Below are 17,020 nucleotides of genomic sequence, written 5' to 3' on the forward strand. Positions count from 1 at the left end.
TTGCTAAATGAAGGAGGTCTTGTTATTAAATGGGAGCGTAAGATTAAAAACAAAGGTAATGCTGTTTATTAAATTTAGCTGCGTAGCAGCTTATCCAAGCGATCGCTAAGTGAAGTACAGATATAACCGCGATCGCTATCTTATAGTACATACAGCGATGATTGATTCTGCTAAGGTTTGCACCAGCTTCTAGTAAAATTCTGACGCAATCAGAAGCACCATACTTTGCTGCGATTATTAAAGCAGTGGTAAGAATTCAGGAGTAAGAATTCAGAATTCAGAATAGTTAAAGAATCAAATAAAGACTTGATAAATAAATATCCTAGTTTTAATAAACTCCTTATATATTCATGGCTTCTGACTCCTGGGTGCTGAATTCTTACAAGCAGTGTTACCAAAATCATCAATGGCTTTAATATTCAATTCCTCTACAATTAACCACTCTAAAATTTCCAGCCTATTGTCTTTTATCACATACATTAGCGGCATTTTACCGCAATTTAAATTTTATCTTAACTAATTTTTTAAGTAATACTGATTTGAAAAAAGAAGACTCTAAATAGACCATCTGTAGAGACGCGATTCATCGCGTCTTTGTACGAAACCAAAAAAAAGGGATAAGCCCAAAACCTATCCCCAAAAAATCAATTAATTAATGTATCAAGTTCCAGAAGTCCAAGAATTGATATACTCAATTTGCTCAGGAGTTAGGCTATCAATCGTGATACCAATAGCCTGCAACTTTAACCGAGCAATTTCTTGATCGACTTCAACCGGAATTGAGTGCAAACCAGGTTCCAACTTACCCTTATTCTTCACCAGGAATTCACAAGCCAAAGCTTGGTTTGCAAAACTCATATCCATTACCGCGCTGGGGTGTCCTTCAGCCGCAGCCAGGTTAATCAAGCGTCCTTGTCCAAGAACGACAACTGATTTACCATTTTTCAACTTATACTCTTCGGTGAAAGGACGAACTTCTTTGATTTCCTTAGCTTGTGCAGCCAAGTATTTCAAATCAAGTTCCAAGTCAAAGTGACCGGAGTTACAAACGATCGCACCGTCTTTCATGACATCGAAGTGTTCACCACGAACGACGTGCTTGTTACCAGTCACAGTGATAAATATATCACCTTGGTGTGCAGCTTCAGCCATTGGGAGGACGCGGAAGCCATCCATTATGGCTTCAATTGCCTTGATGGGGTCGATTTCGGTGACGATGACGTTAGCACCCATCCCACGGGCGCGGAGGGCTGTACCTTTGCCACACCAGCCATAACCGACAACAACAACGTTCTTCCCAGCCAACAAAATATTTGTGGCGCGGATAATGCCATCTAGGGTTGATTGCCCAGTACCATAGCGATTATCAAAGAAGTGCTTGGTGTCGGCGTCGTTAACGTTGACTGCGGGGAAGGTGAGAACGCCTTCTCTAAACATGGCGCGTAACCGTACGATACCAGTGGTGGTTTCTTCGGTGCTACCAATCAAATCAGCGATTTGGTGTTGGCGTTGTTGTACCAAAGTTGCAACCACATCGCTACCGTCATCAACAATGATGTTGGGGCGATGATCTAAAGCTATTTGAACGTGGCGGTTATAAGTTTCGTTATCTTCGCCTTTTTGAGCAAAGACGGGAATTTCATGATCGGCGACGAGGCTAGCGGCTACGTCATCTTGTGTTGATAAAGGATTGCTAGCAATTAAAAGCGCATCTGCACCGCCGGCTTTCAGAGCGATCGCCAAATGTGCTGTTTCTGTTGTAATGTGGGCACAAGCTACAAGGCGTAAACCAGCGAAGGGCTTTTCAATAGCAAAGCGATCGCGAATTTGCCGCAAAACTGGCATTTCGCGTCCAGCCCATTCAATGCGCTGTCTTCCCAAGGCAGCTAGGCCGAGGTCTTTAACCTCGTGCTTTAATCGGGGAGAAGTTGCGGTCATCAAAAGTTACCTCAAAAAATTAAAAAAACTACGTAAAGTTTACGCACTCTATTAGGTTATTCTACTACTGGCGATTTTTGCTTGTATGAAAGCAAATCACTAGCCAATAGTCTTCAGGACTAGCTTGACGTTTGATCGGCAGAATGTCAACTTCCTCTCCAGCTTCTTCCTTTTTGTTTTATCTTTGGTAAGAATAAGATTCTTCTTACCCTTACATGCTGATTTTCAATATCTTGTCATCTGTCCAACGATAGAGGGCAACAAAAATCTTAAAATTTCAACTTTAGATAGGTACATCTGCCCAAAGTTATTGCAGAGGATAGTTATAGAAGTAATCACCAGTAGATTTAACTTAAGGAGGTGTACAAGTGCGCTTTCAATTTTTGGCGATCGCTAGTTCAATGGCCATAGGCGTTGTATCTGTGCCAAAAGCCACAGCCCAGATTCCTTTTTTACCGCAACTGCAAGCTCCTAGCAGTGTGAGTAATGATTCCGATAACAGAGTTGTTTCGGGCTGGATTTATTTAGATGGTCGTCGGTTATTTCAAATAGCGGCAACAAAAACCAATTTTCCTGAACGTTCAGAAGATATTCAAAAGAAGTTGGAGAAAATTGGCCAAAATTACTTTCAATCACCAGCAAAAACACCAGTCAAGGTAGAAGTTCGCCAAGTCAACGAATTACCAGTAATTTATGTCAACGGTCAATATCTAATGACTGTTACTTCTGAAGATGCTGCACTGCGACAGGTAGATGTATCGACATCGGCAAATCAAGTCAAAGAATCGTTAGAAGAAGACTTGCAACAAGCAAAGCAAGAAAGACAAACTCCATCTCTAATCGACCAAGGTAAAATTGCTGCTGGTACCGGAGTAGCAATGGTAATTATCAGTTTGGGGCTATATGGCTGGCAGCGGCGTTCCCAAAAGGATTTAGAACACTCCATTGCCTCCCAACCGCAAAGGGAACTCTTCAACTACCCAAAACCAGCAGATCAAGCAATTACAACACAACTAAATCAACGGCAACAGCAACATCTCAAAGAAGCCAAGAAACGATTGTTTGAGCTCGTTCAAGCCGGAATTTGGGGAGGTGGAAGCTTCTTTATTTTGGGTCTATTTCCCTATACACGAGGTTTTCAGGTAGGAATTCTCACAGCTGCCCAATTTCCTTTGCGATTAGGTGTCGTATGTCTGGCAACCTATGTCACAATTCGTTTGACCTACGCCCTAATTGACCGCTTCGCCTCTACTTTGATTAGCAGTGGTGCTTTCCTCACCCCAGAAAGTTCTATACGGCTGCAACTGCGAGTTTCCACATTTTCTGGTGTAACTAAAAGTATCACTACTGTGATCTGGGTAGGAGTAGGTTTCTTAATCGCGCTGGTATCCTTGGGGATAGATATCGTTCCCTTACTAGCGGGTGCCAGTTTAGTTGGTGTTGCATTGTCTTTAGCGTCGCAAAACTTAATAAAAGATGCGATTAACGGTTTCTTGATCATTTTAGAAGACCAGTATGCTTTAGGCGATGTGATTAATGTGGGAGACGTAGGAGGCTTAGTAGAAAATCTGAATCTGCGGATGACCCAACTGCGGGATTCCGAAGGACGCTTGATCACAATTCCCAATAGTGAAATTAAAGTTGTTGCCAATCTTTCTAGTCGTTGGTCACGAGCCGATTTAACAATTCCCATCGCCTACCAAGCTGATACAGAAGAGGCTTTGAAGTTGATTGCAACTATTGCCGATAAGATGAATCAAGAAATGCAATGGCAGAGTCAAATTTTGGAACCGCCGCAAGTTTTGGGAATAGATCAATTTGGCGATCGCGGTTTGATTATTCGTGTCTGGATTAAAACACAGCCCCTCAAACAATGGGATGTCGCACGAGAACTTCGCCGCCGCCTAAAAGTTGCTCTAGACGAAGCTGGAATTTCTATCTCTGTGCCTCAACAAGCAATTTGGGTCAATGACGAGCAGTCGTTAAATTTTCAGAGTAATGGCAAAGATAATTAGAAATTTAGATTGATTACCGCATTTTCCAGTTGATTAAACCAAATTCTGTCCTCTTTCATCGCAGGAGAGTAGAAAGATGAAGGGGACAAGGGGGACATTTCTTCCTTGTCCCTTGCCAATCGCCAATCCCTAATCTTCCGCGATCGCCTACACTAAACCTTAATAAATTCTTATATTAATAAAAAGCTACTACCTTACTAACGAGTATTGAACTTTTCCTTGATTTATGTTTGTCAATACCTTCATCAAACGTCCAGTCCTGACGACGGTCTGTACGTTCATCATTTTGTTGCTGGGAAGTATCTGTATTCCGATCCTGCCGATTTCTCAGCTACCAGACCTCGCCCCGGTGCAAATCACCGTTAGCTCCAACAATATTGGTGCGGATGCTCAAACAACAGAAAGCACTGTCACCAACATTATTGAGCGACAAATTAATGGTGTTAAAGATGTATCTTATATATCTTCTAATACCGGGAATGATGGTTTTAGCAATATAACTGTCTCCTTTCCAACTAATGTCAATAGCGATATTGCTCAAGTAAACGTTCAAAATAAACAAGCACTTGCCGATCCTCAACTGCCAGATACAGTTCAACGAACAGGTGTCACTGTTGAAACGGCATCGAGCAGTCTGCTTCTCGTTTATGGGTTTTACTCAGAAAATAATGAGTATGACAACATTTTTATCAGTAACTATGTCGATCTGTATATTTTCGATCAGATCAAACGGCTTCCTGGTGTAGGAAGTGCCAGGGTTTTTGGGGAGCGCAAATATGCCATGCGTCTCTGGCTCGATCCTAATAAGCTTGCCCAACATCAACTAACTCCTCAAGATGTTACAGCCGCCCTGCAAGAACAAAATATTCAGGTGGGTGCAGGGGCAATTGGTAAGGAACCAGCACCAGATAATCAAAGCTTTGAATTTGCTTTACGGGCAACCAGTCGATTTAAAGATGCGGCGGAATTTGAGGACATGGTGCTGAAGGTGAGTCAAGGTGGCACTAATAGCACCATTAATGGCACCACTAATAGCGCCATTAATAGCGCTACTAATAGTACCTTAGTTAAGGTCAGAGACATTGGTCGAGTTGAACTAGGAGCAGAGAGCTATCTCGCTGATGCCAAATTCACCATCCCCGGAAATGCTCCCAAGCCAGCCGTGGGTTTGGGGATATATCAACTTCCGGGTAGTAATGCCCTGAACGTTGCTCATGCTGTTGAAGAGCAGATCAAAACACTAGAGAAGAATTTTCCACCTGGACTAAAAGCACAGGTGGCATTTGATACCACTCCATTTGTAGAAATTTCTTTAGAAGAAGTTCTGCACACTCTGGTTGAGGCGATTGTCTTAGTGGTCTTGGTAATTTTCGTCTTTTTGCAAGACTGGCGTACCACGATCATTCCTACTGTTGCGATCCCCGTTTCCCTGATTGGGACGTGTGCGGCTCTGTTGGTTTTAGGATTTCAGATTAATACACTGACCTTATTTGGTTTCGTTCTGGCGATCGGGATCGTCGTCGATGATGCGATTATTGTGGTCGAGGCAGTTGCAGTCAAACTAGAGGAGGGCATGAAGCCCTTTGATGCCGCTGTCGAAGCCATGAAGGAGTTAACTGGGGCAATCATTGCCACTTCACTTGTACTCATGGCGGTATTCATTCCAGTTGCATTCATTCCGGGCACTACTGGGATTGTCTACAAACAATTTGCGTTAACGGTTGCTTGCTCCATTGGCATCTCGACCTTCAATGCCTTAACCTTCTCTCCGAGTATGGCAGCCATCCTCATGCGTCCAGCTCAGACTCCACGGGGCCCTTTAGGTTGGTTCTTTAGGCAGTTTAATCGGGGATTTGGCTGGTTCACGCGCCGATATGTCGGGTTTGTTAGCTACCTTACCCATGTCAAGCCGATTGTAATTGGGGTTTTCATTACTGGTTTAGTCGCAACGGTTTTAATGTACAGAGCAGTGCCTACCGGATTTATTCCAGAGGAAGACCAGGGTTACTTCTTTGTCATTGTCCAGGGGCCTGACGGGGTTTCTTTGAAATACACCGAATCTGTTATGGAGCGGGTTGCCAAAGAAGTCACATCGCTTCCCGAAGTTCAAGCTAGTTTTATGATCAGTGGGTTTGGTTTTGATGGTAATGCTTCTAATTTAGGTATTGCTTTTGCTAACCTGAAACCCTGGAAAGAGAGAGTTAAAGAATCTGAGTCTGTGTATGGAATACTTCAGAGGATGAACAAAAAGCTCTCTGCAATTACAGATGCTAGAGCGATCGCTGTGAATGCTCCTCCAGTGAGAGGATTAAGTACTACGGGTGGTTTTGAGTTTATCGTTCAAGACAAAACCGGAAGTGCGCCGATTGAAACCCTAATTGAGAATGCTCAAAAATTGATTGGGGCGGCAAATAAAAATCCTGTTCTCCAAGGAGTCTTCACTCAGTTCACCGCAGACACTCCCCAATTTGACATTCAGGTAAACCGCAATCAAGCCAAAGCTCTCAACGTCGAACTCAACGATATCTTTGGAACGTTGCAAAGTTACTTGGGGTCGCAATATGTGAATGACTTTGTGCAGGGACAGCGACAGTATCGAGTATATGTCCAAGCAGATGGGATGTTCCGCTCTAATCCAGATGATATTGGCAAGCTGTATGTTCGCTCTGCAAATGGTGCGATGATTCCGTTGAGCAGTTTGGTGAAAATTACTCCCTTTGTGGGGCCGAAAACCATCTCCCATTACAACTTGTACAGGTCAATCAAAGTACAGGGCGCTCCTGCTCCTGGTGCTAGTTCTGGACAGGCAATTAAAGCGATGGAGCAAATTGCAGCAGAAGTCTTGCCTCAAGGATTTGGTTATGAGTGGACAGGGACTTATCTTCAAGAGAAGACATCTGGGGGAGCTACGGGCTTGATTTTTGCCTTAGCGATCGTGATTGTCTTTCTGGTGCTATCGGCTCAGTATGAAAGCTACATTGACCCGATCATTATTTTGCTGACGGTTCCTTTAGCAGTCTTGGGAGCGATGACAGCCCTTTGGATACGATCGAATATTTTCATGGTAGGTAGCCTCTTCCCCAAAGTGGTAGATGATATCTATTGCCAGGTAGGTCTGGTGACTTTGATTGGTCTAGCCGCCAAGAACGCAATTCTAGTTGTGGAATTTGCCAATCAACTGCATGAGCAGGGCATGAGCTACACAAGGGCGGCAGTAAAAGCCGGGCAAGAACGTCTGCGACCGATCTTAATGACATCCTTTGCAGCGCTGTTAGGATTTTTACCCTTGGTAATCTCTAAAGGGGCTGGAGCTAGTAGCCGTTGGTCTTTAGGAACAGCGCTGTTTGGGGGGTTGATGCTTTCGACATTCTTGAGTTTATTCTTAGTACCAATTTTGTATATTTTGGTTAAGAGTTTGGCTCAGGCTATATTACCTCGGAAGGGATCGGGAGGTTCAAAACCTCCAGATTCTCCAAATGGAGCTTCGGGAACAAGACATGAAGCTCTACCTGCTGGCTCAAGTCAGGCAGAGACACAACTCAGGTCTCAACAGGATGGGATAACCTAACTTTTGCCCTTCAGTCTCCTAGCAAAGTGCAGATAACCTGAGAATGCTTGCCAGTGTTAGGGGACCTCTCGTCATCCCTGCATCTTTATTAAACTATACAGGTTAAAAGCGTATCAGCTTATCCACAACATTCTCTAACTCTGATACCATTTTCTGTAATTTCCTGCTTGCTAAAAAATTAGTCGAATAAAAATTAAGTACTTAGATAAGGAAGAGTGAAATGGGACTTAACGACGGACTTTTGAACCCGACCAAAAAGGCTATGGTCATAGATGATTGTTGCAACATGATTGAGGGACAGCTTGCATCCAAGTCAGGCATGAGCGGCATCGCTTTGAAAACTGCCTTTGCTGCTTTAAAGGGGGTTAAGCCAGGGTACATTCCCTATGTCGTTGAGCAGATATTACCGCAATGCTTTACAGCTCTCGATCCCATCTGGAGTCAAGGCGTAGAGAAAGGCGACCCAGTTGAATATCTGAGTGCGAATCGCTCTAATACAGCAGATGCACTACTGAGTGTTACTGATGGGAGAGTCAAGAAGTCAAACCGCCAAATCGTGCGAGGGACTTATGAAAAACTTCGTGGTTCAGCCAAAAAGCACGTAGAAGAAGCAGTGCCAGACTTAGCCAAAGTAATCAATAATTACACTAAGGTCTAAGCCAGAAAAGTAGAGACGCGATTAATCGCGTCTTTTAGTAGATTAATTGTTGAAACCAATACATTCAGATAAGCCCAACAAAGTATCTAAAAATACTGTCTAACGCTTTTACTCTCACTCATTTCTCTGGTTGCTCAATCATGAAGTGAATAGAATCGAGTGTTGAGCTATTTTTGTTTGCTTTAATATAAACTCCAATTAGCTGAAATTACGCACCCAAGCTATCCCGATTGAAACAAACTCGTACTCATGTGTAACGCTTTCTTGCACCTATTTTCTTGATAAAAAACGTTTTTTTCACAACTTTATACAAATTTGTGTGTTTTATTGACTCGTCAGGTAATTTCACCAACGACTATGATGGAAAATATCTTGGACTTGAGTATTGGTGTTCTTGGAAGATTGTATTATGCAAAAAAAGCGATAATGCTATAGTAGTATCGGGAATCTAGCAAGATTTCCCTAAATTGACAGCATTTGAATGTAGAATAGATACTCAAATGTCTGAATAAATAGTTTGGAGAGGTGTCCGAGCGGTTCATGGTGACGCACTCGAAATGCGTTTTGGGGAAACTCAACGGGGGTTCGAATCCCCCCCTCTCCGTTCAAAAGATTATTGAAAATTTACTAAAATGTAGCTGAAATCTACCTGTTTTTAACAAGAATCTAGAGCAACTTGTCTATTTATTTGCAAGTGAAATAGGATTATCGTTTAATATTTACGTACTCAAATATTTGCCAAAAAACACTAAAATATACATCGCGAACACAGATTTTTGGGATAAACTAATGCCATCGTGTGAGGAGTGAACGATGGTAGATCGCAGCTTGGGGCGAGTATTCTCATTTAGTCTTATCAGCATTTGTTTATATCTAGGTATTAGTATAGGAGTCATTATCCGGCTTGGACAATCACAGCGATTAAACGCTGCTACTACACCGACTAAGCCTGTGCAATTTCCATTAACTATTCCTGAACTTACGCCATCAACAACAGAACAACAAATCTTTCCAGATACTATTACCATCAAAGCCGTTGGAGATATTATTCCTGGCACTAATTTCCCTAACTATAGATTACCCCGCTTTCGAGATCAATTATTACCAAAGTCAGTGAGAACTCAATTGCAAGGATCTGATATCTTGTTTGGTAATTTTGAAAGTAGTCTAACTAATTATCCCTATACTGCCAAAGATATTAGTCGAGGACAAGTCTTTGCCTTTCGCTCTCCACCTGCATACGCCCAGCTTTTTGCTGAAGCTGGTTTTAATGTGTTCAATATGGCAAATAACCATGCAATGGACTTTGGCCCGGTAGGGTTCAAAGATACAATGAAAAATCTTCAGGCTGTGGGCATTGCAACATTAGGTCATAAAAATCAAATTCTTTATTTGAAAGCTAACAATATCTCCGTAGCAATGATCGGGTTTTCTCCTTATGAAATGTATAATTCCATCCATAATTTAGGAGCAGCTAAAGCACTCGTAGCAGAAGCCAAAAATAAAGCCAATATTGTAATAGTATCAATGCACGCTGGAGCGGAAGGAACGGGGGCACTACACGTTAAGAATCAAACGGAGTTTTTTTATGGAGAAAACCGAGGCAATTCGATCGCGTTTGCTCGAAACATGATTGATGCAGGAGCAGACTTAGTACTAGGACATGGCCCTCACGTTCCCAGAGCGATGGAAATTTATAAAGGAAAAATCATTGCCTATTCTTTAGGAAACTTTTTGGGATATCGGACTTTATCTACAAATGCCCAAACAGGTGACTCAATGATTTTGGAAGTTAAACTCAACTCAGCAGGAGATTTGGTATCAAGTAAAATTATTCCTGTTCGGATGGATCGGCAGGGAATTCCTCATATCGACCAGAGTTTTCAAACTGTGAGACTTATGCGTTATTTGAATAATCAAGCTTTTCCCAAGAATCCGGTGAAGATTAATAAGAAGGGGGAAGTTGTTGTACACAATAGGCTCGATCCTTCCTAAAAGAATTACTAATTCGTAATTCGTAATTCGTAATTAGTTAATAGGAGTCAGCGCTGTACTGGACTCACCGCACTGCTTTAACAAAATCCCAAATTGAAAATCTAAAATTGACTAATTATTGTCATCTTGTGGCTTTTCCTCGAACTTCTGAATATTCTGGGGTTGACTAGTAGTCGGTGAATTTTGCTTTTCCAGTGTTGGTACTACCACAGCAGAAGGATCTGATTGTTTGGATTCTGTTGATAGTGCTGGTTGTATAAGTACAGGTTTTGATGGACTTAGGGATTCAGGAGACGCAGGATTTTGACTAGAAGCGGGTAAGTTTTTTTGTGGGAATGGCAATGGTGCAGGGGAAGCATTTCGCTGATCTCGGAATGTCCGTAATTTTTCTACTACCGAGGGTGTGGGTGAAACGCTAGGTGAAGGTGTGGATTTTTCAGAATTCCCGCGTTGCGATTCTCTTGTGGGGTTGCTGGGAAATTCTTCTTGAGAAGAACGACGATTGCGCCGACGCTGCTTGGAATTAGAGGCAGGTGCTGTTTCGGTACTTGAGGTTGTGTTAGTCTCTTTATCTCTGGGTGAGGATGTACGATCAAAATTAGGTGCTTCCGCTGCTGGTTCTTGAGTTGGCTGTTGAAAAAGCGGCTTTGCAGTCGGCTGCTGCTGAGATTTGGGTAATATACTCGTAATCCCAAAACCTGCTATAGCAGCAACTAGGGCTACACCTATACTAATAAATATCTGAGATGACCCCAGCTTTTTAGCCAGTACAGTTTTTTTGGCGATGTCTGGGTTGGGCTGCGCCAACACAGATGGTCTATGAATAGAATTTTGGGCAGTTTTCCCGATTAAGGTTACTGCTTGTTGGGCAGATAAATTGACAGTTGGCACTGCATAAGTGGGTAAGACTTGCGATGATGTCCAATTCACTTCATTTCCAGGTAGCAATTGCAGCCACTCAGCAACTGTCGCTGGCCGAAAACGAGACTCTACCGCCATACCGCGCATTACCGCCTGGTTGACAGCAGCACTCAAGTGTGGTTGCAATTCGCGAGGGGAAGGCATTTGTTCGCGATCGCGCAATAATGCTGGTATGGGAACTTGAGCTGTCAACAGTGCATACAAGGTCGCTGCTAAACCATAAACATCTGTGGCGGGTGTGCGCGCCGCTTGCGTCATATACTGCTCAATGGGAGAATAACCCTCAGAAACCAGACCTGTGTGGGTCTGCCTGACACCGCCATTAAATTCCCTGGCAATACCAAAATCAATCAGTACTACTTCCTGTGTTCCTTGGCGAAGAATGATATTATCTGGTTTGACATCGCGGTGTAACAAACCGTTGTTGTGTACTACCTGCAAGGCTGCCCCAATTTGCCGGATGTAATGAATTGCTGTGGCTTCAGGCAAAGTTATCCCCGGTAAAACAAATGCGTCTCCCAAGGTTTCGCCAGGAATGTATTCCATCACCATATAAGGCAGTCCAGCTTCCACAAAAAAGTCACTAACTCGGACTATATTTGGATGAATACACGTAGCTAATCGTCTGGCTTCATCTTGGAATTGGCGCTCGAATTTAGCAAAATCAAGATGTTGTCGCAGCCGTTCATTGATGGTTTTCATCACCACCTCCTGACCTAAGTAGTGATGCCTAGCTTTAAAGGTAATGCCAAAGCCACCCCGCCCTATTTCTTGAATTAGGGTATATTTTCCATCCTGCAAAATTGTGCCTGCTAACATAAAGAGTCCTGAGTCCTGAGTCCTGAGCGAGCAGATAAGTAGCGAGTCCTGAGTCTTGAGGGATTTCCCAAAAATTTTCCCATATTTTTATCAACCAGGGTTCTTGCCTGTCTATTTTACGGGATGATTTAGTTGTTGGAATTCTTGAAGTGAGAAAGACCTCTCCACGATCGCAACAGTTTTATCTTTCTCAGATGATAGCGCGGGAGTGCGGCAAGCCTAAACCGGAAGACGGGCTAAGGCTATTTTTTAGGTTTTATAAAAGTCATTTTTAGAAAAGCTATTTAAAACCCAAATTGATCAATTTAATATATAGTCCGATCTTAACAAAACTTGAGAAACCGCGTTTTTAGGCGAAAAATTTAGGTTTTCAGGATAAACCAGCATAAAAACTGATTTTTAGTACATCTACTAGAAGTGAATTCCGAAACGCAGTAATATTACATACTTTTATTGCTTTACAAAAGCGGCAATTTACTAGATGATAGCAACCAAAGGGAATAATACATTAGTAAACATATAGTTTTTTTCTCTCATTAGTTGTGTGAAAACCCTGTAATTACAAGGCTGAAGTCAGTTTGAGTTTCCCCCATTACCATAGCTCGAAGTAACAAAATGGCAACGTTACATACCTCAAACTTCCCAGAAAATCACGCAACTTCTACCTCATATACCCATAGTCTAGTCTTCATCGACATGGCGGTTGAAGACTATAGCGATTTAATCAATGGCGTGCTTGATAATGCCCAAGTGTTCGTGCTTGACTCGACACAGAACGGTGTTGAACAAATTACGAAAATTCTGGCGAATTGGGTAGACGCGCAGCAGCTTGCCGTTAGACATTGCTTGAATTTGACTGATATTCATATTGTGTGCCACGGTGTCCCAGGTTGCTTACAATTGGGCAACACACATTTAGGACTTGATACCCTCGACGAATACAGCCAGCAACTCCAACAATGGCAGAAAATATTTTCAGCCTCTGGCAAAAGCGATAACCCCAGTAATTTACTTATCTATGGTTGCAATGTGGCTTCGGGTGATGCCGGGGCAGAATTTGTAGAAAAACTGCACCAACTCACAGGAGCAAATATTGCGGCTTCCCGTCAGCGGATTGGCAATGCAGCATTAGGTGGTAACTGGGAGTTGGAAGTCCGCACTGCTGACATGGAAGTAAATCTTGCGTTTGTACAAACAACGCGAGAAGCTTACCCAGGAGTATTAGCAACGTTCACGGTGAATAATACCGGAGATACGGATGATGGCGATGCGAACAACGGCATCACCACACTCCGAGAGGCAATTAACTTAGCCAATGCTACTTCTGGGGATGATACGATTAGTTTTGGGGGTGTATTCACGGATAACACCCCAGATGCGATCGCCCTTACCTCTGGACAACTAACGATTACCGATGATGTGACTATCTTGGGAACTGGGGCATCTCAGCTGACTGTGAGCGGCAATAATGCCTCCAGGGTGTTTGAGATATCGGGCATAGGAACAGATGCCGTCATTGATGGTTTGACCGTTGCTAATGGTAATATCAATACTAATTATTATCATGGCAGCGGTATTTTAGTCGATACCAGTACCATTCTTCGGCTTACTAATAGCAATGTCTCCCGCAATACGGGAGAGGGCATTTATAACTCTGGTATCCTCAACCTAACAAGAAGCAGTGTCTCTGGTAATACAGGAAGCGGGATCATTAATAATCTTGACATTGCCTTCCTCAACCTAATGGGAAGCAGTGTCTCTGGCAATACAGGAAGCGGTATTTCTAACTTTGGTAGTACAGTCAATTTAACTAATAGCAGTGTCTTTAGTAATACGCAAAGTGGTATCGCTAATGATGTTGGTGGCAGCCTTTATTCTCTTTATTCTGGTTTCGTTAGTCTCACCAATAGTAGTGTCTCTGACAATAGAGCAGAAGGCATCTCTAACTTAGGTAGCTTTCTTAAACTTACCAATAGCAGTGTCTCTGGCAATAGGGAAGGGGGCATTTCTAACTCATACTTTTCTGAGGAGAATTTTGATAGATCGAGTTCAGCAATCTTGATTAACAGTACTGTATCTGGTAATAAGGCAACCCATAACGGGGGCGGTATCTATAATAACGACACCCTCTCCCTTATCAACACCACGATTACCAATAATACAGCTGACTCAGACGGCGATGGTACTGGCGACGGTGGTGGTGTTTTTAACGATGGTGGAACTATTACTGTTGGGAACACCATTATTGCAGGCAACTTCGATAAGTCCACCCCCGCAAATATCTACCCCGATCTGGCTGGAAGCTTCAACGACTCAGGCAATAACCTGATTGGTAATAACACTGGTAGTACTGGTTTCACTACCAGTACTTTAGTAGGAACTAGCACCAGCCCCATTAACCCCAAACTCGGCCCTCTACAAAATAACGGTGGTGCAACCTTTACTGATGCTTTACTTGCCGATAGTCCCGCTATTAACTCAGGCAATAATTCTCTAGTTACTGGTAGTGTTACTACTGACCAAAGGGGCGCAGGATTCAACCGAATATCCGACGATACAGTGGATATTGGTGCTTATGAAGTCCAGTCCACTAGTCCACCAGCCGTTAATACTGACACAGTAGTGACTAATACTAACGATTCAGGAGCAGGATCGTTGCGGCAGGCTATTCTCAATGCTAATGCTACCGTTGGGGCAGATACCATTACCTTTGCGGGCGTGTTCGCCGATGCCACCCCAGATATCATTACCCTCACCTCTGGGAAATTGACGATTACCGACGATCTAACTATTTTGGGAACTGGGGTATCTAACCTGACTATCAGTGGGAATAATGCCTCTGGCGTGTTCGAGATATCAGGTACAGGAACAGATACAAGCATTAATAACTTGAAAATTGCTAATGCTAGGGATGCCTTTGGTAGTATTTTGATCAATAGCAATGCCAGCCTTAGCTTGACCAATAGCACTGTATCTGACAATAGGGGGTCGGTAGGCGGTATCTTTAACAGAGGTAGCCTTAGCCTGACTAACACTACTGTCTCTGATAATATGGGGTCGTCACTAGCAGGTGGCATATTTAACAGTGGTAATCTTAAATTAACGGGAAGCACTGTCTCTGATAATAGAGGAGATACTTATGGTGGCGGCATCTTCAACAAAGGCAGTCTCAGCCTAACTAACAGTACTGTCTCTAGTAATCACCTGGATACCGTATTATTTTCTACCCGTGGAGAACCTGGTGCTGAATTAGCAAATAGCTACGGCGGTGGCATCTTTAACACAGGCAACCTCCGCATAACGGCAAGCACAGTCTCTAACAGTGAGGCGACCTACGGCGGCGGCATCTTTAACCAAGGCACCTTCAACCTTAACAATAGTACTGTCTCTAGCAATACATCCTATATAGAGGGCAACGGCATCTCTAACAAAGGCACTCTTACTCTCATTAACAGCACTATTACTAATAATTACATCAGCCCAAGTTCTGCTTTTGGTGACGACGGTCAGTTTCATGACTTTTATTACGGCCAAGGTAGAAGCGTTTTCAATGACCCTGATGGCACTGTGATTGTTGGTAACACTATCATTGCAGGCAACTTTGGCTTACAGGGGGACGTTTTCGGCAGCTTCACCGACCTCGGCAGTAACTTGATTGGTAATAGCACTGGTAGTACTGGCTTTATTATCAGCACCCTCGTTGGCACCAGCGCTAACCCCATTAATCCCAAACTTACCCCACTGCAAAATAACGGCGGTGCAACCTTGACTCATGCATTACTTGAGAATAGTCCTGCAATTAACGCAGGCAAGAATGCTCTGATTCCAGCAAGTATTACCACCGACCAACGTGGCGCTGGATTTGACAGAATATCTGAGGGTACAGTTGATATTGGTGCCTTAGAGTTTAACGGTCTGACCGGAACCACTGGCGCTGATAATCTAATGGGCAAAAACTACAGTGATATAATTAATGCTCAAGCCGGGAATGATATCATCACAGGGAATCAAGGCAACGACATCCTAACTGGTGGTGGCGGCAAAGATGAATTTGTTTACAACTTAAGTGACGGTGTTGATACGATCACCGATTTTGGTGGGTTAGGTAAAGGCTCAAATCCCTCGGCAGCGATCGCTAGCGAATTGGATACCCTGAAATTCCAAGGTACTGGATTGACAGCCCGAAATCTGTTACTCACCCAGAATACTAGCAATCTGGAAATCACTTTTGAAGGCGTAGCTGATGACGAAGTTATCCTGCAAAACTTTCCTTTGGAAAACTTAGACAACCTATCAACGCTGGGCAATATCTTGTTTGATGGGCAAAGCAGCATTCGTGACAGCTTTGATGTCTTCAATCCCAACTCTACTCAAAACACCATCTTCAACAAAAATACAGTTACCTTTCTCAATGACCTAAATAACAATGTCAATGGCTTTGAAAACTCAGATGATGTCATAAATGGTCAAGAGGGTGATGACTACATCAATGGCAAGAGTGGCAACGACCTGCTACGCGGTGGTACAGGTAACGATACTCTTATTGGTGGTGCTGGTGATGACATTATAATTGGCGGTCAAGGTAGCAATAACCTTAGTGGCGGTGCTGGTAATGATATCCTATTTGCTGGTGATTATAAGGATACCCTGAGTGGCGGTAGCGGTAGTGACCAGTTCATCTACCAAGTCTCTAGCACTAATCATACGATTACTGACTTTAATCAGAGCGAGGATAAGTTAGTCCTTACTGATGTGCTTAAAGGTGACGGCTACAGTGGCAGTAATCCCATTGGTGATGGCTACCTAACGTTTGTGCAATCGGGTATTTCTACACAAGTTAATGATTATTACAATCAGACCTTAGCGACTTTGAATAATTTCACGGCTACAAATCTGGTAGTCGGTACTAACGTTATCGTCTAGTACTCAGTTCTAGCCTGGAGTGAAATAACAGCTATAGCACTGGCTACGTCTCTATAAGGATTTTGAATAGCGCATAATTAGTTTCTGGAGATATCCCTCTTCTGTCACTTTCCGGAATAAGCAAGTAGTTTAGGAGCTAAATCATCCAGAAGCATAAGAGGGTTTAAATTGATTCATTGCAGC

The 17,020-nt window shown here is 43.1% G+C and carries 9 protein-coding genes and 1 tRNA gene; 6 read left to right on the top strand and 4 right to left on the bottom strand.

Translation table 11 applies throughout. From position 1 onward, the window contains the following. Positions 1 to 43 precede the first annotated feature (43 nt). From V7K79_RS23545 to ahcY, 3 genes are all read right to left on the bottom strand, one after another. Complete coding sequence (locus V7K79_RS23545; RefSeq protein WP_335050971.1) at positions 44 to 256, bottom strand: ankyrin repeat domain-containing protein; 213 nt, start codon at positions 254 to 256, stop codon at positions 44 to 46. 92 nt (positions 257 to 348) lie between these two features. Further along, on the bottom strand, positions 349 to 489 hold the full coding sequence (locus V7K79_RS23550) for an ankyrin repeat domain-containing protein (protein WP_335050955.1): 141 nt from the start codon (positions 487 to 489) through the stop codon (positions 349 to 351). A 171-nt stretch (positions 490 to 660) separates the two neighbouring features. Further along, positions 661 to 1,938 carry an adenosylhomocysteinase gene (ahcY, locus tag V7K79_RS23555; RefSeq protein ID WP_335050957.1) on the bottom strand — a complete coding sequence of 426 codons (1,278 nt, stop codon included), beginning with the start codon at positions 1,936 to 1,938 and terminating at the stop codon, positions 661 to 663. 368 nt (positions 1,939 to 2,306) lie between these two features. Here ahcY and V7K79_RS23560 point away from each other — a divergent pair, with 368 nt between their 5' ends. From V7K79_RS23560 to V7K79_RS23580, 5 genes are all read left to right on the top strand, one after another. Further along, on the top strand, positions 2,307 to 3,953 hold the full coding sequence (locus tag V7K79_RS23560; protein ID WP_335050959.1) for a mechanosensitive ion channel family protein: 1,647 nt from the start codon (positions 2,307 to 2,309) through the stop codon (positions 3,951 to 3,953). 226 nt (positions 3,954 to 4,179) lie between these two features. Next, complete coding sequence (locus V7K79_RS23565; protein WP_335050961.1) at positions 4,180 to 7,521, top strand: efflux RND transporter permease subunit; 3,342 nt, start codon at positions 4,180 to 4,182, stop codon at positions 7,519 to 7,521. Between the two features lie 220 nt (positions 7,522 to 7,741). Next, positions 7,742 to 8,179 (top strand): DUF6918 family protein, encoded by a 438-nt coding sequence (locus V7K79_RS23570; RefSeq protein WP_335050963.1) that lies wholly within the window; start codon positions 7,742 to 7,744, stop codon positions 8,177 to 8,179. 519 nt (positions 8,180 to 8,698) lie between these two features. Beyond that, positions 8,699 to 8,783, top strand: a tRNA-Ser gene (locus V7K79_RS23575). 209 nt (positions 8,784 to 8,992) lie between these two features. Then, positions 8,993 to 10,174: a CapA family protein gene (locus V7K79_RS23580; protein WP_335050965.1), complete on the top strand. Its 1,182-nt coding sequence runs from the start codon at positions 8,993 to 8,995 to the stop codon at positions 10,172 to 10,174. 111 nt (positions 10,175 to 10,285) lie between these two features. On the opposite strand, the gene V7K79_RS23585 is transcribed toward V7K79_RS23580, so the two are convergent. Continuing rightward, positions 10,286 to 11,914 (bottom strand): serine/threonine protein kinase, encoded by a 1,629-nt coding sequence (locus V7K79_RS23585; protein ID WP_335050967.1) that lies wholly within the window; start codon positions 11,912 to 11,914, stop codon positions 10,286 to 10,288. Between the two features lie 615 nt (positions 11,915 to 12,529). On the opposite strand from V7K79_RS23585, the gene V7K79_RS23590 reads away from it, so the two are divergent. Then, positions 12,530 to 16,837 (top strand): DUF4347 domain-containing protein, encoded by a 4,308-nt coding sequence (locus V7K79_RS23590; RefSeq protein WP_335050969.1) that lies wholly within the window; start codon positions 12,530 to 12,532, stop codon positions 16,835 to 16,837. Positions 16,838 to 17,020: the final 183 nt, after the last annotated feature.

The sequence above is a fragment of the Nostoc sp. genome (assembly GCF_036917575.1).
In the GTDB taxonomy this organism is placed as follows: Bacteria; Cyanobacteriota; Cyanobacteriia; order Cyanobacteriales; family Nostocaceae; genus Nostoc.